The sequence below is a fragment of the Deltaproteobacteria bacterium HGW-Deltaproteobacteria-2 genome, assembly GCA_002840505.1.
Lineage (GTDB): Bacteria > Desulfobacterota > Syntrophia > Syntrophales > Smithellaceae > Smithella.
In genome coordinates this window covers 39,454-63,940 of record PHBC01000006.1, presented here as the reverse complement: position 1 = coordinate 63,940, position 24,487 = coordinate 39,454, and the positions used below count along the sequence as shown (strand labels likewise).

Genomic DNA, 24,487 nt, shown 5'->3' with positions numbered 1-24,487 from the left:
TTCCAATTTTAATTAAACCTGGAAATGACAAGCGAAGCACAGTAATATCTGTAAGTTGTAATGAGGCTAAAACTTCAGAAGCAATGCGCACTGAAGTTCTTTAGCCGAATTATCCAGTATAAGCGGCATGAATTAAGTAATTTGCCTCAAAAATAAGGGCGTTTATGCTTTATTCAGTACTATTAGTAACGTTAGGTTTAGTTATAACCTTATTTATGTCCTTTTGGTCTATAGTTTTTTCAATCTTCTCCGACGCCGACAATAAAGTGCACAAGGTGGCTAATCTGTGGGCTAAAAGTTTACTTCTTATATGCAATATAAAAGTTAAAGTAATTGGCAGAGAAAATCTTTTGCGCGGCAAACCGCAAATTTTTATGGCTAACCATCAAAGCGATTTTGATATTTTAATTGCTCTGGCCTGCATACCTGTACAATTCCGCTGGATCGCTAAAAAAGAGTTATTCTGCATTCCTATATTCGGCGCGGCAATGAGAAGCGCCGGATACATTGGAATCGACAGGAACAATCGAAAAGAAGCAATGAAAAACATTGACAAAGCCGTTTTGCAAATATGGAAAGGAAAATCAATTATGACCTTCCCGGAAGACATAAGAAGCCGCAAGGACGATATCAAACCTTTTAAACAGGGAGCTTTCTATCTCGCCATTGAATCTGGTGCGCCGATTGTGCCTGTTACTATTATCGGCAGTGATGAAATCATGCCCCAAAAATCGCTGAGAATAATTCCCCGTCCCATAAAACTGATTATCGGCGAACCGATAGAAGTAAATAATTTAAATATTGAAAACCGCCATGAGTTGATTGAAAAAGTAAGAAATACAATCATAAAAAATTATAACTACTGGCAGAATACGGAAAACTTAAATATTAAAGACTTAGAAAGTGAGACTACTTGAACCTCTCTACTGTTATAATTTTAGGCATAGTCCAAGGCTTGACCGAACTTTTTCCTGTTAGCAGCTCCGCTCATCTTGTTATTCTTCAAAGTTTTTTCCCGGATTTTCATCAACCGGGAGTTGCTTTTGACGCAATAGTGCATCTGGGCACACTGTTTGCCGTCGCTTTCTATTTCCGCGTTGATATCTGGAGGATGCTCAAAGCTCTTCTGCCCAACCAATCGGTAACACTTTTCAGTACAAAGGAAATCATCTCTTTAAGAAAGATCTTTATTTTTTTAATTATCGGCACCATGCCTGTCGCTTTTTTCGGTTTCTTATTTAAAGACTATTTACATGGCATTTTCGGATCAGCTCAGGCAGCAGCATTTTTTTTAATCATTACGGGATTCCTGCTATTTTTTTCCGACAAAGTAACGGATGCCCGGCGCGACGGAAAAGATATGAATCTTACAGACAGCATTTTAATCGGGCTCGCCCAGGCTGTGGCCCTTTTACCAGGTATTTCCCGCTCAGGAGCTACTATAACCGCCGGCATTTTTCGCAAGCTAAACCGGTTCACGGCAGCACGTTTTTCCTTTCTGCTTTCCCTGCCGGCCGTTAGCGGCGCCGTAATATTAGAATCCAGTTACTTCAAGCAAATTCCATCTTCGGAAATTTGGCTATATCTTGCCGGTTTCATCTGCTCCATGATAGCTGGTTTTATATCTCTTAAACTTTTTTTTCTTGTCATCCGTGAAGCGCGCTTGAAATATTTTGCTTACTATTGCTGGATTTTAGGATTGTTTACTTTACTTATCGTCAATAAATAGAAATTTTTTATTTGCAGCAGCAAAACTGAAAAAAAGATATTTTCTTCCGTGAAAGAGTCCAAGCTGTAATTCAGCAATAAGTTTAATTAAGAATTTTTATAAATAAATTTCCGCTTGAATTAATTAACAAATTATTTGATACTCAAAATAATTTCATAATCAGAATTGATGTAAAATTTTTCTAGTTATATCAGTGGCTTCATTAAGTAATTCTTTGCAATAGGAAAGATGAAAAATCATGGAAAAATTTGCAAATTACATTCTAACTGAAAAGATACACGAAACCAGAAATTCAATTATTTACCGCGGAAACAAAGAAAATGAAACTCAGCCGTTCATCATTAAACTGCTTAAAACCGCATATCCAACACCTTCGGAAATTGCACGATTCAAACAGGAATATAATCTTGTAAAAAATCTTGATATACAAAACATCATCAAAATATATGATCTTGTTGAGCATGATGACAAATACGCCATTATCGAAGAGGATTTCGGCGGTGAATCGATTAAAGAGACATTAAAAATAGAAAAGTTTGGATTAAAATCATTTTTACAGATTTCAGCAAAAGTATCCGAAACACTGGGATTAATTCACAAGAATAATATTATTCATCTGGATATAAAGCCTGATAATATCCTGATCAATTCGGAAAAGGGTGAAGTCAAGATAACCGACTTCGGTATTTCCGCAATCTTAACACATGTAAATGACGAGCTGTATAATCCTGATGTTATTGAAGGAACCCTGTCATATATGTCCCCGGAGCAAACCGGCAGGATGAACAGGGGCGTGGATTACCGCACGGATATATACTCCCTGGGTGCAACCTTTTACGAAATGCTGACCGGCGAGGTTCCCTTTAAATACAAGGATCCGATGGAACTAATTCATTCGCATATTGCACGCCAGCCTTTGTCTCCCAGTGATGTGAACTCTTCCATTCCGCCGGTATTGTCCGCCATTATTTTGAAGATGTTATCAAAAAATCCGGAGGAGCGATATCAGAGTTGTCTGGGATTAATGGCTGATATCGACGAATGTCTGAATCTTTTGAATCAAAACGGCAAGATTGATGAATTCCCCATAGCAACAAAGGATATTTCCATACGATTCAATATCCCCCGTAGTCTTGTAGATCGTGAAAATGAACGAATTGAATTAATGAGATGCTTTGAGCGAACGTGCAAGGGCTTAAGCGAAATGATGCTTGTGACAGGCCAGCCGGGAATCGGCAAATCAGCTCTGGTTAATGAAATTTACAAACCGATTATTGCTAAAAAGGGTTATTTCATTTTTGGTAAATATGACCCGTTTAGAAAAGATGTCCCTTACAGCGCTATTATTCAGGCTTTTCAGGGACTCATTCGGCAAATAATCTCCGAGAGCGAGGAAAAAATTCAATCGTGGAGGAAAAAACTGCTTTCCGCCCTGGGACCAAACGGGAAAGTCATAACTGACGTCATACCTGAGTTGGAGATTATCATTCATAAACAGCCCGACTTACCGTTACTTGGTCCGGAAGAATCAATGAATAGATTCAACCTGGTATTTCAAAACTTTGTAAATATTTTTACAACTGAAAAACATCCCTTGGTGATTTTCTTAGATGACCTCCAGTGGGCTGACCAGGCCAGCTTAAAGTTCCTGGAAAACTTAATGACCACTTATGAAACAAAATATTTGTTTTTGATAGGAGCTTACCGGGATAACGAAACAAATGATGCCCATCCTCTTACACTCACGCTTAATAATATTCATAAGAAAGGCAGAAATATACACAGCATAACACTTGGCCCTCTGGATGTGACCAGCATCAATATGATCATCATGAATGTGCTTTTATGTGATGCTGAAAGATCCATGCCTCTTGCCGAGCTCATCAACAAGAAAACGGCCGGCAATCCATTCTTCGTTATTCAGTTTCTGAAAAACGTTTACGATAATCATCTGCTGGAACTGAATCCCAAAACCGGATGGGAATGGGATATAAATAAAATACGGGAGATGCAGGTTACCGAAAACGTTATAGAATTTATGGCCCAAAAAATATCCCATTTCCCGAAGAAAACTCAGGAAGTACTAAAGATATGCGCTTGCACCGGCAACAGGTTCGATCTTGAGTCATTGTCTGTTGTTTCCGGAAAATCAATCGACGAAACTCTTGCCGATCTCACCTCCGCGATTCAAGAAGATATGATCAGCCTTCATGGAAACATTTACAAGTTTCACCATGACCGCATTCAGGAAGCGGTATATTCCATGATACCGGAAAAAGAAAAGGCGGCCATGCATTATCGTATCGGCAGTAACGTACTCAAAAAAACCGGAGCTAATAATCTTAACGAAAAAATATTTTATATTGTCGATCAGCTCAACAGAGGAATCCGGTTCATAAGTGGAGCGGACGAAGAAATTATGCTGGCGAAGCTTAATTTGCAAGCCGCGCAGAAATCGAAAAAATCGACGGCATACGCCTCGGCTTCATCTTATTTAAAAACCGCCATCGGACTCCTGCCTGAGTATTGCTGGAAAAGCCATTACGAACTTACCTATTCCATATACAGAGAAGCAATAGAATGCGAGTATTTCAATCTGAACTTCCGTGAAGCCGAAAAAATATTTGATATTGTGGTAAAAAACACAAAATCGAATATTGACAAGGCCAATGTTTATACCTTGATGATAGTACTCTACACAACACAGGGAAACTATGAAGCCGCACTGAGGGTGGGTTTGGAAGGCATGAAAATGGTTGGATACAAGACACCTACAAATCCAAGCGATGTCCGTCTGGGGTGGGAATTGCTGAAGCTTAGATTACGATTCGGCCGTAAGAAGATAGAAGATTTAATCAATATGCAATATATTTCCGAACCGAGAAATCTAAGTCATATGGAAGAATTAGCTGCCGAATATGTGCGGGTGCATCCGTCCATGTCGTTTAAAAATCCTACTCTGGAATTATGGGAAAAGTTATCTTACGCTTACCTGGCAATCCATACCGGCACCGTAGCGTTTTATTATAATCCCAATTTATTTGCATACATCGTCATTACCGGAGTTGATCGCTTGTTAGACTTTGATATCAATTTCGAATATTCTCCCTTCGCCTATATTGCCATGGGTTCCATTGTAGGATCTTCCCTCGGGTTTTATCAGCACGGCTACAGGTTCGGATCAACGGCATTAAAAGTCAATGAAAAGATAGCCGACAAAAAGAACAGATGTCGGGTAGAATTTGCTTTCCCGATGTTTATCCAGCATTGGCAGAAACACGCTAAATACGATCTTGATTACTTCAGAAACGCCTACAAAAACGGGATCGAAAACGGCGACCTGATCTTCAGCGGACACAGCGTAAATCTGATAGGTATGACCCGCATCATGCTGGGAGACAACATCGATGACATTCTGGAGGAATACGGAAAGTACAAAGATTTTCAACTGGGAGGTAAGGATCCTTTTATCGCGCGCAACTACATGGAAAACACAAGTATGTGTCTCTGTCTTAAAGGTCTGACCGAAAGCAGAGGCAGTTTAAATAGAGATGGTTTTGATGAGGAAGAGCAGACTAATTATTATAAAGCTGAAAACAACATGCTCGGCACATTTTACTTCTCCCTGGTCAGATTGAGAATAAATTATCTTTTTGGTGAATACTCAAAATGCCGCAATCTTGTCCGTGATATGCAACGGATTGTGAGAAAAAAAACTGCCCTGGGAAATCTGCATATACCGGAATTCTATTTATACTATTCGCTGACGCTCACAGCATCTTATGCCGAAGCTGATTCACTGAGAAAAGCAAAATATTTGATTTATCTCCAGGCCAACCAGATAAAAATGCTCAGGTGGGCAAAATCCTGTCCTGAAAATTTCCGGCACAAATATGACCTTGTGGCCGCAGAAATGATGAGAATGAGAGGACGCTTCCAGGAGGCGCAGAAACACTATCACGCGGCTATTGAAGGCGCGATGGTCAATGGTTACAAGCAGGAAGAAGCCATTGCCTGTGAACGCCTGGCACTCTTATATCTCGATTCTTCCTGTAAGGATGAGGCCGGGTTTTTCATGCAAAAGGCTCACAAATCCTATTTATCATGGGGAGCTTCAGAAAAGGCCAAAGAACTGGAGGAAAAGTACGCGTCGTTGATCCCTCGAGAACAAAAGCAGCAAGCCACCGGAACTATAACGGTGAGCGGTTCATCGGGCAGCCTGACATTAAGTGGAGCCACCGAAACCACAAGCAGTACAAAAATACTCGACCTGTCCACAGCCATGAAGGTCTCCCAAATTATCTCCAGTGAAATTATGCTGGACCGTCTTCTGCAAAAGATCATGAATGTATCCATTACCAATGCCGGAGCCCAGCGCGGATATCTGATTCTGGAGTCGGATGGTGAACTGACTATTGAGGCCAGTGAAGATATAGATAAAAACGAATCTATGGTTATGCAATCCATGCCGCTAAAAGATTGCTCTGAAATCTGCCGTTCTATCGTCAATTACGTCTATCACAGCGGGGAAGACATTGTCCTGGGCAATGCCTTGAAAGAAGGCCTCTTTACAAGCGACCCCTACATCATGAGAGTACAGTGCAAATCCATTCTCTGTACCCCCATCATGAGCAAGGGCAAATTATCGGGCATCCTTTATATGGAAAACAACCTGAGTGAGAATGCTTTTACGCCGGAACGTCTGGAAATTCTCCGAAGCTTTTCCGTTCAGGCCGCCATATCCATCGAAAATGCAAGACTCTTTGACTTGGCCACGACCGACGGCATGACCAAGCTCTATGTGCACAGGTATTTTCAACTTCTCCTGGATCAGGAAATAAAACGTTCGCGCCGTCATAACAAAAAGTTTTCGCTGATCATGATGGATATTGACAATTTTAAATCTTTCAACGACACCTATGGCCATCAACTGGGCGACAAGGTGTTGAAGGACGTGGCCGTAGCCGCCAAGAGAATCTCACGCTCCGAGGATATCACGGCGCGTTATGGCGGTGAAGAATTCGTCATGATCCTGCCCGAAACTGATTCCCGCCAGGCCATGATCGTCGCCGAGAAAATACGCGCGAGCGTTGCCGAAATAGAAATACCCCATGAGAATCAAAAACTGCATGTCACTATCAGCCTGGGAGTCTCTACTTTTCCGGGAAATGCCGATGAAAAGGAAGCTCTTATCCACGCGGCCGATGAGGCTCTCTACACATCGAAACATAGAGGAAAGAACTGTGTGAGCCTGTTTGAAAAGAAAAGTACGGCTGTAGAAAATTGAAAACACAAGCACTAAAGAAAGTTAAGCAATACCCTTCATCAATATAAAGACAAAAGCCGGATGCGGAAAATAAAGATTCTTACTTTACTTGTCAAATCCTCTTTTTTCTGAAATAATTCTTGCGGTTGACAAATTATTATTTTAAAGTACAAAAATAATATGGAAGAGAAAATAACCGAGAAACAAAAGGATAATAAAAGAACCAGGGAGATTAAAGGAGTGGTTTGTCTTTCCCTGGCTTTATTTTTGCTTTTGTGTCTGGTTTCCTACCGTCCGCAAGATCCTTCATTTACCCATTTTGTTGTTAGTGGCCAGGCAACTCATAATTTTACCGGCAAAGTCGGATCTTATACAGCCGATTCTCTGATTCGCCTTTTGGGCATTTCTTCATTCCTTTTTCCGTTCATTCTTCTGGCTTGCAGTTTTAAATATTTTTTAAGACCGGCGTTTACTATTAACACCAAAAGAATTGTCGGGTTTTTATTTTTTGTTCTCTCTTTTGCCGGCCTTATGGCTCTTCTTTTCCATGGAAGCATTACCGTTTACGGAGAATCGCTGAAGAACGGCACCGGCGGATTAATAGGTGTTTCCCTTGTCGACTTTCTACGAATATCTTTTAACGTTGCGGGAACGTATATCATCTTAATTCTGACTTTTGTGGTAGCACTGACTTTCATGATTGAATTTTCAATTATGTCTGTAACAGAAAGAATCACTCAATTTTTCGCAGCACTATTCAATCTCTGCAAAAGCCGTATTTCTTCATTTGTAAATTATGTTCTCAACAGTGTAAAAATAGAAAAAAAACCGCAAGCGGTGATTATCGAAGATACTCCACCGGTTGTAAAAAAAATAAATCTCAAAAAAATCGAGCAAACCAATTTTAATTTCACTAAAAACACCACAGACGAAAAGTTCCAACTGCCTCCATTTACATTACTGGAAGAGGCCCAGCACAAGGATGTCCGGGTAAAACGTGACTCTCTGGTTACCAACTCCCGTATTCTGGAAAAGAAATTATCCGATTTCGGTGTTGACGGACGTGTGGTAGAAGTAATGCCCGGACCTGTAATCACAATGTACGAGCTGGAACCGGCCCCGGGTGTTAAAATCAACAAAATAGTCAATCTCTCCGATGATCTGGCTTTAGCGCTGATGGCGCCGAGTATTCGTATCCTTGCCCCCATTCCAGGCAAATCTGTCATCGGCATCGAAATACCCAATCTAAAAAGAGAGCCGGTTTTTCTCAAAGAAGTCCTCGACAACGAGTCTTTTCTGGAATCATCTTTCCGTCTGCCGATTGCGCTGGGTGTTAATTTTGTGGGCACACCCGTGGTCGCCGACCTGACAAAAATGCCTCATCTGCTCATTGCCGGCACTACCGGCTCCGGTAAAAGCGTCGCTCTCAACGCCATGATCTGCAGTATCCTTTTTAAAGCTCAGCCGGATGACGTCAAATTCCTGATGATTGATCCCAAGAGGCTGGAGTTATCTTCTTACGAAGGCGTTCCACATTTAATACATCCTGTAGTCGTTGATCCGAAAAAAGCTTCGCAGGTGCTGCGCTGGACGGTAGAAGAAATGGAAAGACGCTACAAGATACTCAACGATCTCAAGGCAAAAAGTATTGACGCCTATAACGAACTGCTTTTAAAAGGCCTGAAGAGCAAAACTGTTCTGGCGCTACCCAAACAGGTTGATCCTGATATAGAACCTGAACAAACAACCGACACAACTGACAGTGCCAACGTTGAGCAGCAAATAAAACACACAAAACTTCCTTACATTGTCGTAATTATCGATGAATTAGCCGATCTGATGATGGTTGCGCCGCGGGACGTGGAAGAATCACTGACGCGTCTGGCGCAAATGGCTCGTGCAGCCGGTATTCACCTTATCATCGCCACGCAGAGGCCTTCTGTTGATGTCATCACCGGCTTGATTAAGGCTAATTTCCCCACGCGTATTTCATTTCAGGTTTCTTCCAAAATTGACTCGCGCACAATCATTGACCAGCAGGGAGCGGAAAAACTTCTCGGGGCCGGAGACATGCTTTTTATTCCACCGGGCACATCCAAACTTTCCCGCATCCACGGCGCTTACGTTTCGGACAAAGAAATCTCGCGTATTGTTGATTTTATTAAAATGCAGGCGCAGCCGGCGTACGATTCTTCCATCGAAAAATTCGCACTGGCCGCCGCGCAGACTCAACATGAAGGTGATGATGATTTCGATGTAAAATATGACGAAGCCGTGGCGTTGGTCGGAGAACTGGGACAGGCATCCATATCACTTGTCCAGCGGTACATGAAAATCGGTTACAACAGGGCGGCGCGAATGATTGAAAAAATGGAGTCCGAAGGAATTGTCGGGCCGTCGGATGGCGCAAAACCCAGAAAAGTTCTCATTAGAAAGCTCCCCAGTTGAAGAAATCAAATAATAAAAAAATACGTATCATTAGTCTGGGCTGTCCAAAGAATCTGATTGATTCGGAAGTTATGGGAGGCCTCTTAAATCAATCCGGCAGCATACTTGTTGATAGTAATGATTCCGCTGACATTGTCATCGTCAACACCTGCGCCTTTATCAATCCCGCCAAGGAAGAAGCCATCGAAGAAATATTAATGCTGGCCGAAGAAAAAAAGAAAAACCAGCGGCTGCGGATTGTCGTCGCCGGTTGTCTCGCCCAACGCTATGGCCGAGAACTTTTCACCCAGATGCCGGAAGTGGATTTATTTATCGGCACAGGAGAAGTTGGCAACATCGTCAGCCATATAGACAAATTAAATCAGGAAAAACACAAACGGAATACAGTAATCACCAAACCTGATTTTTTAATGAACTTCAAGCACCAGCGGATATTATCTTCAACCGCTGCAAGCGCGTATTTAAAAATTTCCGACGGCTGTTCCAATCGCTGTTCCTACTGCGTCATACCCTCCATTCGAGGTAAGGCACGCAGCCGCAAACCGGATGATATTCTTCAAGAAGCCGAAACACTAATCAGAAGAGGAATAAAGGAAATAATTATCACCGCTCAGGACACCACAAGTTTTGGCAGGGATTTAAAAGGCCGCCCGCGCCTGTCCGCTCTGTTAAACGATATGACTAAAATCAAAGGCGTTAAATGGTTACGTCTGCTTTACGCTCATCCGGCGCGTGTCACCACAGAATTACTGGAGACCATTGCCGCCAATGAAAAAATTTGCAACTATATTGATTTGCCCATTCAGAACATCGACGACGATATTTTAAAAGCGATGAACCGTAAAGTCACCGGCGCAAAAATCAAAGAAGTTATCGCTCAGGCGCGCCAAATAATTCCCGGCATCGCTCTGAGAACATCTCTCATTGTCGGATTCCCGGGCGAGACGCCGACAAGATTTAACCGTTTGCTTGATTTCGTGAACGAAACAAAGTTTGACCATCTTGGCGTTTTTACCTACTCGCGGGAAGAAGGAACAATCGCCGCGAACTTAAAATCGCAGGTATCAGAAAAGGAAAAGGAACGTCGCCGCGAAACAATCATGAATGAGCAGGCGGCAATTTCCGCCGCTATCAACAAAACGCTGATCGGCTCGATTCAGGAAGTGCTTATCGAAGGGGAAAGCGACCGCGAAGATTACGCCTACATTGGCAGATGCCGCAGACAGGCACCGGAAATAGACGGCGTTACCTACATAAAAGATTCCACTTCTGCAATCGGCAACATTGTAAAATGCAAAATAACCGCTGTTGACGAATACGATTTATTCGGCAAAACAATCAGCTAAATCAAATGAATATGGTGGCCCAGGTCATTTATCCAGACGTAATTTGCTTTTTTTCTTGAGCATAGTCGCTTTTATATCTTTTCTGCAAATATTCCATTGACACACGAAAACCTTCTTCATATAATTCCATCCAATAAAAAAAGAATGTTCTTTTCCAACAAACAACAAGTTTTGTTTTTTATCAAACAAGGAGGCTTTTATGCGGCTTGTAAACACATTGACCGTAGTCCTCGTCAGACTTGTTCTTTTCTCTTTATTCTTTTTCATTACAAACATATCTCTTTACGCAGGAACAACAACGGAAACTATCGAAATAGGTTCATATCCCGTCACGATGAAGGATATAAAAAGCGGAGCAGAAAGCACGGAAATGTGCCATGTCGATGTCGAGACGGAGTTTTTCGTCTGTGACGAGCAGGAAAAGGAGATAAGCACCGCTCAACATGATCTCGGCAAGGTATTCTGCGAAAGGCATTGTCTGACTTGCCCCGTCTGCGGCGGTCCCGGCAAAGACAAATGCGATAAGGATCATTCTCTGGAAAAAGAAGTTCCCGTAAAAAAATGCGACCGTACCATCAGCCAGATTGTCGATATGGCCAAAAAGCAGGTATTAAAGGATTTGCAGGGTAAGAAAATAACTTCTTCCAAGGGCAAAAGTGTTTATCTGTTCAAAGCCGGTGAAAGCGGTAATATTCTTGCCAAGCTCGACACGGCCATAAGCAACGCCATCAAGGATGGAGAAATAGATCATTCGGACTTTGTCAAGGCTGGCGAAGAAAAGGGGAAAATCAAAATCAACGCGGAGGGACACGCGGGGATCTGTGAAAAAAGTGAGAACCAACTTTCCTATGAACAGAAAAAATACAAAGTTACGGTGCACGTAAAAATAACTATTAAGCTTGTAAAATATTATCCTTTCAAAAATCCAATAACCGGCAAGCCGGAAAAAGATTTGGTCACTCCGGAGCAGGACAACGAAGTTTTCACTTACACTTACGACGAGAGAATTCCCGTCGGTTACCGGTATAAGTACAATGGAAAATCAAGCGGCTGGCGTCTTATAAAACGCTGCCCCTGCTGTCATCAGGGTGAAACTGTTAAGCCCGTTTCTACGACACCTACCGTTACACCTATTACACCCACACCCATTGTAACGCCTGCACCTAAACCTACGGCTAAACCTGCAGCTACTCCTACACCCACGCCTGCACCTACGCCCAAACCCACAGAGGGAACACCTCCAAAGAAAGCGGACGAAGCAAAAACGACCGGATCTGAATATCGCGAGGGTATTAAACTCCCCGCCAGTGGCGCGTTGGGCAGCTTTGTCATATCACCGGATACAACTGTTGCTGTAAAAGCCCGCGGAGCAAGCTCCTCTTTCTTTATCAATGAAGAAGGCAAAAAAACTCAGGAGATGGAAAAGAAGGGAGATTATTTTATCGGCAAAGTTCCCAAAATAATTACCGGTGGAATCGTTGCCGGAGGAGTAATTACGGCGATTCTTTCAGGTGGAAAGAGTGAAACAGCAATTTCCCCATCCGGAATTGCTGCAAGCGGCTTTTACGACGGAACAGTCTCTCCACCGGTAACGGCCACCGTACCGAACGTCGACATCGGCAATCTTAGCAATTACCACCTTACAGCAACACCGACAGCGAGCGGCAAATCCGTCAACTACGGTTCACCGGATATGTATCTGATAGACAATAAAACAAACACCGCTTCGGCTGTTTATGATATTGCCGCCGGAGACCGGCTTCCGGCGGGTACAACACGTTTAACGCTTACCGACCCCAAAGGGACCGTCGTTGATGAAAAGAAAATCTCCGTTTACTCATACGGACTGACTTTTAGCCCTCCGCAGGTGATGCGTGGTGTGCCTGTTACAGGAAATGGAACCGTCACTGGAGTGGATGCAACAACTCCGCTTGAAGTCACCATCACCTTCGACCCAATACTTGATGTAAGCGTGCAGGGCGGAAAAATCATCAAACAGGCCCCCGGAATGGTGACATTTGAAACCAGCGCCGGCCAGATCAACGCGCTTCCCGCGGACTTCACTTTCGATACATCCAAAGGCCTCGGCAAACAGGATGTCATAATGACTGTAACGCCGAAAGAAGTTGATAAATGAAAAAATATCTACCGCAAATATTCCTGTTTTTTCTGATAACTATTCCGGTCATCTTCGCACCGGACGCAATCAGAGCAGACACCATGTCGTCTTTTACCATCGAGCAGGAAAAAGCCGGCCAGCGCTGGGAAATCATGGGAGAGTTTGAGAGAAGCTGGATTTCCATGACAGCGGCAAACAACTATATCTCCTGGATAAACACCACATGGGGTGGCAACATTTCCAAAATGAATACAGCCGATGGTTTTTCCGTGCGGGCGATTTACCGGATAACCCCGATTATCGGCGTCGGTCTTGGTTACGAACGTTTCTGGGCGGAAGCTTCGGGTTCACACAGTATGGGAGCTTATAAAATGGAGACATCTGCTAACGGAGCACTGGCAATATTCTCTGTCCGCTATCCGGTCGCGGCCTCACGTCTTTCCTTCAACGGAGAATTTGCTCTTGGCTATTACTTCGCAGACTTTAAGGAATCAGAAAATTCATGGGAGCAGAAAGGTGACGATTCGGCGCCTGGTTTCCGATTTGAGGGAAAGGTAAGTTTTGCAGTTACAAAAAATTTCAACATCACAGCAGGAGGCGGATATCGGTATCTCAAAATGGATGATTTCGGCGTAAACTTTTTTTCGCCGCGACATCCCAAAGCGGAGGTGGATTACTGCGGATGGTTCGTTGGTGGCGGCATCAGCATTGGTTGGTAAGACTAATACCCTAAATCAATTATTTTTTACCATTCACTATTTAACTTAGAACTTAGAACTTAGAACGTAGAACATTGAACGATCTTTTTCACCCTTCACTCTTCACCTTTTACATTGCTCTTCCATTGCGGACACAACTCCGAAGATCCAGGATGATATTCACGGCAGACCATTGGCCTTGTCTCGTATATTGAACAGAGAAACACATCACCTGAACTATAAAGAAAGGGACATTCCCGAGGATAATCACCGGTTTCCGAAGAAACCATTCTATCACCCGCCCACATAAGATGACGGTGTTCGATCATTTCCAGAATGTCCTGCCTGTTTTCGGCGCGCCAGCGGTCAAAATCTTCTTTCTCCGCATAGGCGGTCAAATCCACAAAGCAACATTTACCGCAACACAAACAGGAAAGCTGTTTATTCATGACTTTTCCTCTTTGTATTTTTTACTATATTTTTTTGAAATTTTCAATCCACTCGCCCGCACAACGCACGGCTAAGTTTATCATTCTCTATCGATGTCATTCCGGCAGTCACTTAGCCGAAATGAAAAGATTGTGATGCTGAATTGCCAGGAAAGTCAAACAATGACAGAAGCGAAACTTGATTATAGCATTCTAAACTGCATGGTATTTTTCATTTTGCCCCGTTTTCTAATTTTAACTGCCGGATTAAAAAGCTGTCCAACTGGTTGGCAAATGCCTGTCGGTCTTTTTTGCTAAACTCAGCAGGACCGCCTGTCATCAGGCCATTATCTCTTAGTTCATTGAGTAAATCACGCATGGCCAACCGATCTTTGATGTTGTGTTCCGTGTAGAGCTTGCCGCGAGGATTAATAGCAAAAGCTTTTTTGGCGACTACCCGGTCGGCAAGCGGGATATCGGCTGTTATCACGAGGTCGCCCGGTTGTACTAATTGGGCAATGCGATCATCAGCCACATCAGCCCCCTCAGGAACCATAATCAGGGATACATTTGGCAATTTCTCCAGGCGCAACGGTTTATTAGCCACAAAGATCAGGGGAATGTTTAAACGCAAGGATGCTTTGATTAAGATGTCTCTGATAACATTCGGGAACGCATCCGCATCAACAAATATCTGCATAAAACCTCTGTTTAGATTTGTGCATAGCAAAGTCATGTGTCATCTCTTATACCATTTTTAATTTAAAGATAATATCGCGACGTACAGTGAATTGCCTATGCCATAATGTCCCCCGCTGGCGGGGGCAGGGGGTGGAAATTTCAAGGCATCCATAATGTTTATCCAAATTATAAGCCGAAAGTTATTTTTCCACCTCCGTCACTACGTGACACCTCCGCCAGCGGAGGAGAGGCAATGATATTTTCTCCCATTTCTACAAAGTCTTATACGCTAGTCATGCCACCTAGGGAGGGGAAAAATAACTGTATTCCGGCCGGAGTTTATCCCGCGCATGGGGGCCGGAATGACAAAACAAGGATCTGAATTTACCCTTTGAAATATGCATATAATTGTTATATTAATTTATATATAAATACTTTCAGTTAATCAATGGAGTCCGCAGTAAAATGAAAAAAGACACAGACACGAAAATGATACGTCCTGAAATGGCAGAAATGATCATAAGGCATTCTTTCGGCCTTGATGAAAATCGTCCTGACGCAGTGGCAAAACGTCAAAAAAAGAATCAGAGAACAGCCCGCGCCAATGTTGAAGATTTATGCGATGCTGGAAGTTTTATTGAATACGGTGCTCTGGCCATCGCTGCTCAACGAGGGCGGCGCTCTGAAGAAGATTTAATCAGCAAAACTCCCGCCGACGGCATGATTGCCGGTGTCGGCTCGGTAAACGGTTCTTCTTTCAAAGATGACAAATCCCGCTGTATGGTCATGGCCTATGACTACACAGTTCTGGCCGGCACGCAGGGTTATTTTAATCACAAAAAAATGGACCGGATGCTGAAACTGGCTTTTGAGCAGCGCCTGCCTCTGGTTTTATTCGCGGAAGGCGGCGGTGGAAGGCCGGGAGATGTTGATGCTATCGGCATTATGACAGCTGGCCTTGATTTATCCACCTTTGGCGCTTTCGCTAAATTAAGCGGAAGAGTTCCGTTGGTCGGCGTTGTATCCGGACCATGTTTCGCGGGAAACGCGGCTCTGCTGGGATGTTGCGATGTTATTATCGCGACAAAAAATTCCAATATTGGCATGGGCGGACCGGTAATGATTGAAGGTGGAGGTTTAGGTATTTTTAAGCCGGAAGAAATCGGTCCGATAGATGTGCAAAGTCAAAACGGCGTGGTGGATATTGAAGTAGCCGATGATGAAGAGGCGGTCGCTGTCGCCAAAAAATATCTTTCCTATTTTCAGGGAACAACTCCCCAATGGGAAGCTGCTGATCAGCTTCGTCTTCGCGATCTGATTCCTGAAAATAACAAACGCGCTTATAAAGTGCAGACGGTCATTAAAGCGCTTGCCGATACGGATTCGTTTTTAGAGCTACGCCCCAAATTCGGGCCCGGCATTATTACTGGATTTATCCGCATCGAAGGCAGGCCTTTCGGTCTAATTGCCAATAACTGTATGCATATGGCCGGAGCCATTGAAGCGGAAGGCGCGGATAAGGCGGCTAAACTTATGCAGATTTGTGAAACGCATGGTTTGCCGATTTTGTCTTTGTGCGACACGCCCGGTTTTATGGTTGGTCCGGAAATAGAAAAACGCGCGCAGGTGCGCCACGTTTGCCGGATGTTTGTCATCGGCTCGCATTTGACAGTGCCTTATTTCACGGTTGTTCTGCGCCGCGGCTACGGACTAGGCGCAATGGCCATGACCAAGGGAGGTTTCCATGAATCCTTCTTCACGGCCGCCTGGCCGACCGGAGAGTTTGGCGCCATGGGCATCGAAGGGGCCATCAAGGCCGGTTTTAAAAAGGAGTTGGCCGCGATCGAAGACCCGGCTCAACGCGAAAAGTTATATAAACAACTGGTTGATGAACTATACAAGCGCGGCAAGGCCATCAATATGGCTTCTTATCTGGAAATAGATTCTGTTATAGATCCGGCCGATACCCGCAAGTGGATTATGCAGGGCATTAAATCCGTGCCCGCTCAACGATTACCGGAAGCAGGCCATTCTTTTATTGATCCCTGGTAAGAATAAGAAAGGTGAGGTTATGCGTGCTTTCAAAAAGATACTTATCGGCTTGGTTGTTTTTTTGGTTATTTTCGGCATTGCCGGTTTTTTTATTGTACCCGCTGTTCTCAAGCCGCTGATCACTGAAAAAATTTCAGAGGCTCTGCACAGGAAAACATCAATCGCCAAAATCGACATAAATCCTTTTGCACTTTCTGTAACCATCAAAGGGTTTTCGCTGGAAGATCCCGGCAACAAATTGCCGTTCGTTGCGTTTGACGAACTCTATGTGAATGCTGATGCGGCTTCTTCAATTTTCCGCAGAGCATTGATTCTGAAAAAAATCAGCTTGAAGAATCCCTACGTCGGCATATTCCGTAAACAGGATGGCTCATATAACTTTACCGACATTATCACTATGTATGAGAAAAAACCCAAACCTGTCAAAGAAGAGAAGCCTTTTCTTTTTTCTTTAAACAATATTCAGATTATCAAAGGAAAAATTGATTTTCATGATGGGCCCAGGCAAACCAATCATACCGTGCGGGAGATGAATCTTTCCATCCCCTTTGTTTCCAATATTGAATACTATCTTCAAGAATACGTCGTACCGAATTTTTCCGCCATCATCAACGATGATAAATTTGAGCTTGCGGGCAAAACTCAGCCCTTTCTCACATCACGCGCCACGAGTTTTGATCTAAATGTTCAGGATTTAGACATCCCCTTTTATCTGAATTACTCTCCTGTAAAAATGAACTTTAAACTTAACTCCGCACGGCTCGACACGAAAATGAAATTAAATTTTGTCATGCATAAAGACAAATCGCCTTCTCTTGTGTTATCAGGCAATGCGATTTTCAAAAAAATAACTCTGGACGACTTGCAGAAGAATAAAATTCTGCATATGCCATACATGAGCATAAACATGACATCCGTCGAGCCACTCGTACCGGATATTCATCTTGCTGATATTACCATTCAATCGCCGGAATTGGTTATCCACCGCAATAAGCAGGGTGATATCAACTTGCTCAAGCTGGTGCAAAAGCAAACAAAAAAAGAAAAGACTACCCCCAAAGGAACCGCCGCCGCAACCCCTGCAAAGGAAACCGGATTAAAATTCCGGCTGGATAATTTTTTCATCGATAAAGCAGATTTTACTTTTATTGACGCCAAAACACATAAGCCGGTAAATATTCATCTCACACCGCTGCAATTGAAAGCGACCAATCTTTCCTTGGAAAAAGGCGCACAGGGCAATATTGATCTGGCGTTCACTCTGGATAAGAAAAGTGAATTATCAGCGCATGGACCGTTAGGTTTGGAACCGCTTAATGCCAATTTGGCATTGGATGTAAAAAATATCAGCATCCGGGCATTTCAGTCCTACTTTACCGATAAAGTTAAAATTGATGTGACACGCGGTACGGTTTCCACTGCCGGAAATCTTACTTTGGCTAAAGACAAAAAGAATGAACTTATCATTAAGTATTCCGGCAAAGCTTACGTAAACAATCTTGCTACTATTGACAAGGCCCAATCCAATGATTTTCTAAAATGGAAAGCGCTTTCTTTTGATCAGCTTCAGACAGGATTCAATCCTTTTTTCCTGCGTATTAAGACTATCTCGCTTGCTGATTTCTATTCTCGCATTATCATCAACCCAGACAAGACAACTAATATTCAGAATATATTAAGCGATGACGGCAAAAAAGAACCGGAGAAAAAGCAACCTCCCGCTAAGCCTGAAGAAAAGAAAAAAGAAATAAAACCTTCTGAAAAACCAGCTGATATCAAAATAGGCAAAATAATATTTCGCGGCGGCAACATTGATTTCCGTGACAATAACATAAAGCCTAACTATGCGGCAAATATGCTCAACATGACTGGCAGCATAACCGGGCTTTCTTCTCAGGCTATGACGCGTGCTAATGTCACGCTCAAGGGCAACCTGGGTTACGGCTCGCCTATCGACATTGCAGGCAAGATTAATCCGCTGGCCAAAGATCTTTTCGTTGATATTAAAATCAGTTTCAAAGATATTGAAATGAGTCCGGTTACACCTTATACGAACAAGTATCTTGGCTATCCCATAACCAAGGGAAAGCTTAGTTTCGATGTGACCTATCTGGTGGATAAAAGGAAACTCGAATCACAGAATAAAGTGACGATCGACCAGCTCACCTTTGGAGATAAAGTGGAAAGTCCTGACGCGATTAAAGGACCGGTAACGCTGGCGGTATCTCTTTTAACTGACCGCAAAGGGCAAATCAATCTGGATGTTCCCGTATCCGGCAGCCTCGATGATCCCAAATTTAGAATCTGGCCGATCATCTGGCAGATACTTGTAAACCTCATCACTAAAGCCGTTACATCGCCTTTTGCACTGATAGCCTCTCTTACCGGCGGCGGCGAAGAGTTGAGCTTTATTGAGTTTGATTACGGGAATGCTTTAGTTACAGATGAAAGCCGTAAAAAAATAACAACCATCGGGAAAGCTCTTTATGAAAGACCGGCTCTGAAGCTGGATATTGAAGGATATGTTGATCCCGTAAATGATAAGGCCGGTTTTAAAAAAGATGAATTAAACCGCAGGATCAAAGCGCATAAACTCAAAGAAATATTGTCGAAAGGCGGCGAACAGATTGCTCTTGAACAAATTCAGCTTACACCTCAGGAATATGAGAAGTATCTGAAGAAAACTTATGATGCCGGGAAATTTACCAAGCCGCGTAACTTTGTTGGCATCGCCAAAAAGATTCCGGCAGAGGATATGGAAAAATTGCTGTTGAACAGTATTGAAGTGACGGATAGCGATTTGCGACAGCTTGCTGAACGGCGCGCGCAAAACGTCAGAGAACTGCTTCTTCAGTCTGGCAATGTCGACGCCAGCCGCATATTTATTGTGGAATCAAAAACACTTTCTCCGGAGAAAAAAGAAAAAGTTAAAGACAGCCGTGTAAATTTCAAGCTGAAATAACACGTCAGTAAAGCGGCAAAAAACGAAAATGGAAACGATCAGACAGGAATCGTTTCACTCTTTTATTGATCCATGGTAAGAATAGAATAACAGCACTATAGTTCTCTGTTAAATAATTTAGTATGGTGCTACGTAATTAGAGGAATATAAAATGGATACCGGCCGGAGTTTATCTCGCAGGGAACCCCGGCAAATGAGACTGTGTAGTAATTAGAATAGATGTCATTCCAGGTGCAGGCGAAGAAGCTTAAAATATTGATGTCATTATACGGAAAGATTTCTCCCTACGGTCGAAATGACATTAAAAAGCATTGTGACACAGTCTCGAATGCCCGCGTATGCGGGACTCGATTTGACAAAAAAAGAACTGGATTGCCGGATCAAGTCCGGCAATGGAAAATTAATTAAGGTACGGTTATAAATGCTCATTCAGGATGTTTTTTCCGCATATAAAAACGACCTCCAAAAGGTCGAAAAATGTATCAATAATAATGCGACTTCCGAAATTAAATTAATTCCCGAAGTCTCGCACCATTTAATAGACAGCGGAGGCAAAAGATTCCGGCCTCTTCTGCTTTTGATTAGTTCCGGTCTTTGCGGTTGCCGTAATGAGAGCCGCTTTCCGATGGCCGCGGTTCGGCCAATATCATCTGGGGAAACGCCGCGAGCGTCCTGGTCGGCGACTTTCTTTATTCCAAGTCTTTCATTTTGATGACATCCATTGAAAATATAGCCATTTTGAAACTGATGTCTGAAGTCACGACCATTATGTCCGAAGGCGAAGTATTTCAGCTCATCAAATGCGGTGATGTCAACCTGACCCGGGATGAATATTTCAGCATTGTCGAAAAGAAAACGGCCGTTCTGATTTCTGCAGCCTGCGCGGCGGGAGCGATTCTTGGTGAAGCTTCAAATGAAAAAATAGATGCTCTGAAGCTATTCGGCAGGAACATCGGCATGGCTTTTCAAATTACGGATGACACTCTGGATTATATGGCCAAAGAAAAGAAATTCGGCAAGTCCATCGGCAAAGATCTGGAAGAAGGCAAAATAACCCTGCCGCTAATATTCGCCCTCCAACAAAGCACGCAGGAAGAGAAAAGCAAAATCAAAGAAATAATAACCGGCAAAAAAGGCTCACAAAAGGCGGTGCGGGAAATTCTCAGATTAATTAAAAAATATAAAGGAATTGATTCTTCCCTTCAAATTGCGTCCAGATATATCAGCGAAGCCAAATCACAACTTAGTATTTTCAACGACTGTCCTGAAAAAGATCACTTAAACACGGTTGCCGAATATATCCTCTCCCGAGATTTATAACTGTAAAGTTTGATCTTCTTTACCCATCTAAAAAAGTCATCCCCTTGCTTTCTCTTGCCTGTAAATCTACATGATGCATTCCCGCGGTACCTCATCATTTACCTTGTCATATTTACAATTGGATTTTTCTTTCGTGCAAACAAGAAGAAAAAGATTTATAATAAAACAATTAGATATCAGATTTTGAGATCTGATATCTAAAGAAATAATATAAATCTAAATTTGCTTATATCGTAAAGAAGACATTTATCCGAAAAATAGTATGAGGTTTTATAATGACTGATTTTTTCTTTGAAACCGTGACAGGTACAGAAAAACCATACGTCGCAGTTCTACGACAACTTTTAGAACAATTCCGGACACCTTTTATTTCCGGTGACAGCGTCGGAATCAAGCTCCATTGGGGCGAGCGGGGCAACAAAGGCTATCTGCCTCCTGACTATGCCAAAGAAATAGCCGGCTGGCTTACCGCACAGGGAGCTAAACCCTTTGTTTTTGATACAACAGTGCTTTATTCCGGCGGCCGGCGCACCGCCGAAGATTCCCTGAATACAGCGGCCAACCACGGTTACACGGCTGATTTTCTCGGATGTCCGATCATTATCGCCGATGGCATTGATGGAAGAAATATCGTTTCCATCCCGGCAGATTATAAACATTTTAAAACCGTCCAGGTAGCGTCTGTCTTTGACAAGACACAGGGTTTTGTTATCTTTTCCCATTTCAAAGGACATATGGTTTCTCTGTTTGGTGGCGCCATCAAAAACATTTCCATGGGATTTGCATCGCGCGCGCAGAAACAGCGTATGCATTCCGATTATCATCCTGTTCTGAATAAAAAGAAATGCACCAGATGCAGTGTTTGCGTCAACATCTGCCCGACAAAAGCAGCCAGTCTTTCTGAACCAGATTATCCCGAATATGATTTACAAAAATGCATTGGCTGTGCTCAGTGCATTGCCATGTGCCCGGAAATGGCTCTAAAAATATTCTGGAATTCGGATATGACGGTTTTTCAGGAAAAGCTCGTCGAAACAGCGGCAGCCGTCTGGAAGAAGATTCAGGAGAAAAGCATTGTCATCAATGCCCTGCTTAATATTACGGTAGAATGTGACTGTCTGCCGGGTAAACATCCCGTCATCAGCGAGGATTCCGGTTTTATCGGCGGCTATAATCCTGTGGAAGTGGATGCGGAATCCCTGAAGATGATAGGGCCGGATGTTTTTGAGAAAGTTCATCAAGGTATCCCCTGGCAACGTCAGTTTTCCTACGCCCGGGAAATTGGATTTATGAACTCTATAAATGATTAGCCGGATTAAAGCGGGGGATCAGGAAAAGCTGCTGTTTCTAACAGATCGTCAGGTTCCTGATCAAAAAACAAGGCTGCGAAAGATGAATCACCTTCCGCAGCCTGTGTAAACAAAATAGTTGTCTTCTGATTTTTTCAAATATATCCCGATTATCTCTATATGCTTAATCCACCTTATCCAGGCGAACTCCATGCTTCTGCTTCAAAGCGACCTTCATTATTTTGCCGGTCGCTGTCATGGGCATTTCATCTATCATTTCAACATGGGATGGATATTTGTACTTGCTGACTTTATCCTGGAGAAATGCGTGAATTTCCTCCTTAGTTATTGGTTTTCCGTCTTCACTCACGACAAAGGCTTTGCCCGTTTCACCCCATTTGTCATCAGCTATACCGATTATGGCAACATGTTTGATTCTCGGGTAGTCGTAGAGAACCTTCTCTATCTCAGCAGGATAGACGTTCTCGCCTCCGCTCCGATACATGTCCTTGGCCCTGTCCGCAATGTAGAAATACCCTTCTGCGTCCATATAACCTAGATCTCCGGTATGGAGCACACCGTTGACAATGGCTTTTGCCGTTGCCTCAGGCATATTCCAATATCCGCTCATCACTTTCGGACCAATAGCCACTATTTCGCCAATTTCACCCGGAGGCAGTTTATTGCCATCCGCATCTTCAATCCACATGTCGCTCCATTCCCTGGGTTTGCCGACAGAAGCGGGTTTGAGTTGAAGTTCTTCGTATGAAAGAACCGTCATGGCCGAATTCTCGGTCTGTCCGTAACCTACACCCACTTTAATTCCTTTTTCTTTTAATTTATCCAATAGAACCTTGGGCGTTCTTTCACCGCCTCCGATAGACATAAAAACGCTGCTGCGATCGACTTTGTCCAACATGCCCGAATCCAGAATAAGACGCCACATCGTGGTCAGGGCAAAAACTACATTTGCCTTGTATTGTTCAATATCAAGACAAAAACGCTCCGGATCAAATTTTTCTCTCAAGATCATCGTCATACCGCGGCCAACGCAGGATAATAAACTGATAAAAAGGCCGCCGGAGTGGAATAGCGGCAGTTGCGAAAGAAATACAATGCCATGAGCCGCTACACCGGTTAAACTTAAGACCTTAAAATAAGACTGATTATGACTTACGACCGCACCCTTGGGAGCTCCGGTAACTCCCGACGTGTAGATAATACCCAACGGGTCGTCCATAAATACATACTCCTCCAGAACCGGTTCATTTGTGGAAAAATTATCAAAGTGATCGTGGAGACGAACGGCCCAATCGGGACAATCAGGAGCATCTTTATCACTGCCGGGCAGCCAGATATATTTGTCCTCGTCCACCTGAATATTATTTTTAATTTTGGTTACATTGTCGATAAATTTGGCATGGAAAAAAAGCATACGGGACCCGCTGTTGTTTAGTTGGTATTCAAGCTCACGGCCTACCAACCTCAGGTTCAGAGGAACAATAATAAGACCAAGTTTGGCTACGGCAAAGAATAAGTAAATAAACTCGGGACAGTTTTGAAGGTAAACGGCTATTCTATCGCCTTTTTTGACTCCTGTGCTCTGTAAGTAATTGGCCATTTTATTAGAACGTTCATTCAATTCTTTAAATGTGATAGGCTCATCTTCAAAAATGAAAGCTTTGTTATTCGGTATTAAACTGGCCTGTTGTCTCGTTATGTATCCAATATTCCACACCTGACTCATACTAAATCTCCCTTCTTCATTGATATTTACAGTGAACAAATATTTAATCGAATCTTTATCAACAACTCTATGCAACCTCATTTTACTAGCAAGGATAGTGCCAACCAATAGATTATAACTTTTTATAATGTTTTTATTTATATACCAACTCAAACCTTATAATTATATTTGGTGTAGCTACCTCCAAGGAACAATAATTAGTCATTAATGTCCCCTAAAAAGCCCTATGTAACTTGCTAAAACTAAGAGAACTAAAGTAGTCGGATTATTCAAGACTCTAGACTAGTTAAGCATCAGCTAAAGTTATAAAAAGTTATCATGACAATAAGTAAAAAGCACCTGAAACGTTCAAGATTGTCCGAGGCCAAATTCAGAGATTTAGTCATGTATTTTTCTCCCGAT

Annotated in this window: 16 protein-coding genes; 12 read left to right on the top strand and 4 right to left on the bottom strand. The window is 42.9% G+C overall.

Features of this window, described 5'->3' with window-relative positions; all coding sequences use genetic code 11:
* Window positions 1-164: 164 nt before the first annotated feature.
* The 5 genes from CVU62_12220 to rimO all read left to right on the top strand — a co-directional run bounded on the left by CVU62_12220 (window position 165) and on the right by rimO (window position 10,789).
* The gene (locus CVU62_12220) at window positions 165-917 is read left to right on the top strand and encodes a 1-acyl-sn-glycerol-3-phosphate acyltransferase (GenBank protein ID PKN36860.1); all 753 of its coding nucleotides are present in this window, start codon (window positions 165-167) and stop codon (window positions 915-917) included.
* Window positions 914-1,729, top strand: coding sequence for an undecaprenyl-diphosphatase (locus CVU62_12215; protein PKN36859.1), 816 nt, complete (start codon window positions 914-916; stop codon window positions 1,727-1,729). The genes CVU62_12220 and CVU62_12215 overlap by 4 nt, the downstream gene beginning before the upstream one ends.
* A 238-nt stretch (window positions 1,730-1,967) precedes the next feature.
* Window positions 1,968-7,016, top strand: a complete 5,049-nt coding sequence (locus CVU62_12210) for a hypothetical protein (protein PKN36858.1) — start codon at window positions 1,968-1,970, stop codon at window positions 7,014-7,016.
* A 159-nt stretch (window positions 7,017-7,175) separates the two neighbouring features.
* A complete protein-coding gene (locus tag CVU62_12205) occupies window positions 7,176-9,443 on the top strand; it encodes a cell division protein FtsK (protein PKN36857.1) in 2,268 nt (755 codons plus the stop codon).
* Between the two features lie 20 nt (window positions 9,444-9,463).
* Window positions 9,464-10,789 (top strand): 30S ribosomal protein S12 methylthiotransferase RimO, encoded by a 1,326-nt coding sequence (gene rimO, locus CVU62_12200; protein PKN37040.1) that lies wholly within the window; start codon window positions 9,464-9,466, stop codon window positions 10,787-10,789.
* A 24-nt stretch (window positions 10,790-10,813) separates the two neighbouring features.
* On the opposite strand, the gene CVU62_12195 is transcribed toward rimO, so the two are convergent.
* Window positions 10,814-11,005, bottom strand: coding sequence for a hypothetical protein (locus CVU62_12195; protein ID PKN36856.1), 192 nt, complete (start codon window positions 11,003-11,005; stop codon window positions 10,814-10,816).
* On the opposite strand from CVU62_12195, the gene CVU62_12190 reads away from it, so the two are divergent.
* On the top strand, window positions 10,989-12,926 hold the full coding sequence (locus tag CVU62_12190; protein ID PKN36855.1) for a hypothetical protein: 1,938 nt from the start codon (window positions 10,989-10,991) through the stop codon (window positions 12,924-12,926). The genes CVU62_12195 and CVU62_12190 overlap by 17 nt on opposite strands.
* Complete coding sequence (locus CVU62_12185) at window positions 12,923-13,627, top strand: hypothetical protein (protein PKN36854.1); 705 nt, start codon at window positions 12,923-12,925, stop codon at window positions 13,625-13,627. The genes CVU62_12190 and CVU62_12185 overlap by 4 nt, the downstream gene beginning before the upstream one ends.
* Before the next feature lie 95 nt (window positions 13,628-13,722).
* Here the strand turns inward: CVU62_12185 and CVU62_12180 are convergent, their stop codons facing one another.
* Both CVU62_12180 and CVU62_12175 read right to left on the bottom strand, forming a co-directional pair.
* Window positions 13,723-14,055 carry a hypothetical protein gene (locus CVU62_12180; protein ID PKN36853.1) on the bottom strand — a complete coding sequence of 111 codons (333 nt, stop codon included), beginning with the start codon at window positions 14,053-14,055 and terminating at the stop codon, window positions 13,723-13,725.
* Between the two features lie 211 nt (window positions 14,056-14,266).
* Complete coding sequence (locus CVU62_12175) at window positions 14,267-14,734, bottom strand: YaiI/YqxD family protein (protein ID PKN37039.1); 468 nt, start codon at window positions 14,732-14,734, stop codon at window positions 14,267-14,269.
* Window positions 14,735-15,207: 473 nt separating this feature from the next.
* On the opposite strand from CVU62_12175, the gene CVU62_12170 reads away from it, so the two are divergent.
* From CVU62_12170 to CVU62_12150, 5 genes are all read left to right on the top strand, one after another.
* Window positions 15,208-16,767 (top strand): biotin carboxylase, encoded by a 1,560-nt coding sequence (locus CVU62_12170; GenBank protein ID PKN37038.1) that lies wholly within the window; start codon window positions 15,208-15,210, stop codon window positions 16,765-16,767.
* A 19-nt stretch (window positions 16,768-16,786) separates the two neighbouring features.
* Window positions 16,787-19,729: a hypothetical protein gene (locus CVU62_12165; GenBank protein ID PKN36852.1), complete on the top strand. Its 2,943-nt coding sequence runs from the start codon at window positions 16,787-16,789 to the stop codon at window positions 19,727-19,729.
* A 421-nt stretch (window positions 19,730-20,150) separates the two neighbouring features.
* Complete coding sequence (locus tag CVU62_12160; protein PKN36851.1) at window positions 20,151-20,441, top strand: hypothetical protein; 291 nt, start codon at window positions 20,151-20,153, stop codon at window positions 20,439-20,441.
* On the top strand, window positions 20,375-21,049 hold the full coding sequence (locus tag CVU62_12155; protein ID PKN36850.1) for a hypothetical protein: 675 nt from the start codon (window positions 20,375-20,377) through the stop codon (window positions 21,047-21,049). Before CVU62_12160 ends, CVU62_12155 begins: the two co-directional genes overlap by 67 nt.
* A gap of 275 nt (window positions 21,050-21,324) precedes the next feature.
* Complete coding sequence (locus CVU62_12150) at window positions 21,325-22,359, top strand: hypothetical protein (GenBank protein PKN36849.1); 1,035 nt, start codon at window positions 21,325-21,327, stop codon at window positions 22,357-22,359.
* 163 nt (window positions 22,360-22,522) lie between these two features.
* Here CVU62_12150 and CVU62_12145 read toward each other — a convergent pair whose 3' ends face one another.
* Window positions 22,523-24,085 (bottom strand): AMP-dependent synthetase, encoded by a 1,563-nt coding sequence (locus CVU62_12145; GenBank protein ID PKN36848.1) that lies wholly within the window; start codon window positions 24,083-24,085, stop codon window positions 22,523-22,525.
* Window positions 24,086-24,487: the final 402 nt, after the last annotated feature.

Excerpts from the sequence above, each read along its gene's own strand:
- CVU62_12220 (PKN36860.1), top strand. The coding sequence starts at position 165 with ATGCTTTATTCAGTACTATTAGTAACGTTAGGTTTAGTTATAACCTTA.
- CVU62_12210 (PKN36858.1), top strand. The coding sequence starts at position 1,968 with ATGGAAAAATTTGCAAATTACATTCTAACTGAAAAGATACACGAAACC.
- CVU62_12205 (PKN36857.1), top strand. The coding sequence starts at position 7,176 with ATGGAAGAGAAAATAACCGAGAAACAAAAGGATAATAAAAGAACCAGG.
- CVU62_12190 (PKN36855.1), top strand. The coding sequence starts at position 10,989 with ATGCGGCTTGTAAACACATTGACCGTAGTCCTCGTCAGACTTGTTCTT.
- CVU62_12185 (PKN36854.1), top strand. The coding sequence starts at position 12,923 with ATGAAAAAATATCTACCGCAAATATTCCTGTTTTTTCTGATAACTATT.
- CVU62_12180 (PKN36853.1), bottom strand. The coding sequence starts at position 14,055 with ATGAATAAACAGCTTTCCTGTTTGTGTTGCGGTAAATGTTGCTTTGTG.
- CVU62_12175 (PKN37039.1), bottom strand. The coding sequence starts at position 14,734 with ATGCAGATATTTGTTGATGCGGATGCGTTCCCGAATGTTATCAGAGAC.
- CVU62_12165 (PKN36852.1), top strand. The coding sequence starts at position 16,787 with ATGCGTGCTTTCAAAAAGATACTTATCGGCTTGGTTGTTTTTTTGGTT.
- CVU62_12160 (PKN36851.1), top strand. The coding sequence starts at position 20,151 with ATGCTCATTCAGGATGTTTTTTCCGCATATAAAAACGACCTCCAAAAG.
- CVU62_12150 (PKN36849.1), top strand. The coding sequence starts at position 21,325 with ATGACTGATTTTTTCTTTGAAACCGTGACAGGTACAGAAAAACCATAC.
- CVU62_12145 (PKN36848.1), bottom strand. The coding sequence starts at position 24,085 with ATGAGTCAGGTGTGGAATATTGGATACATAACGAGACAACAGGCCAGT.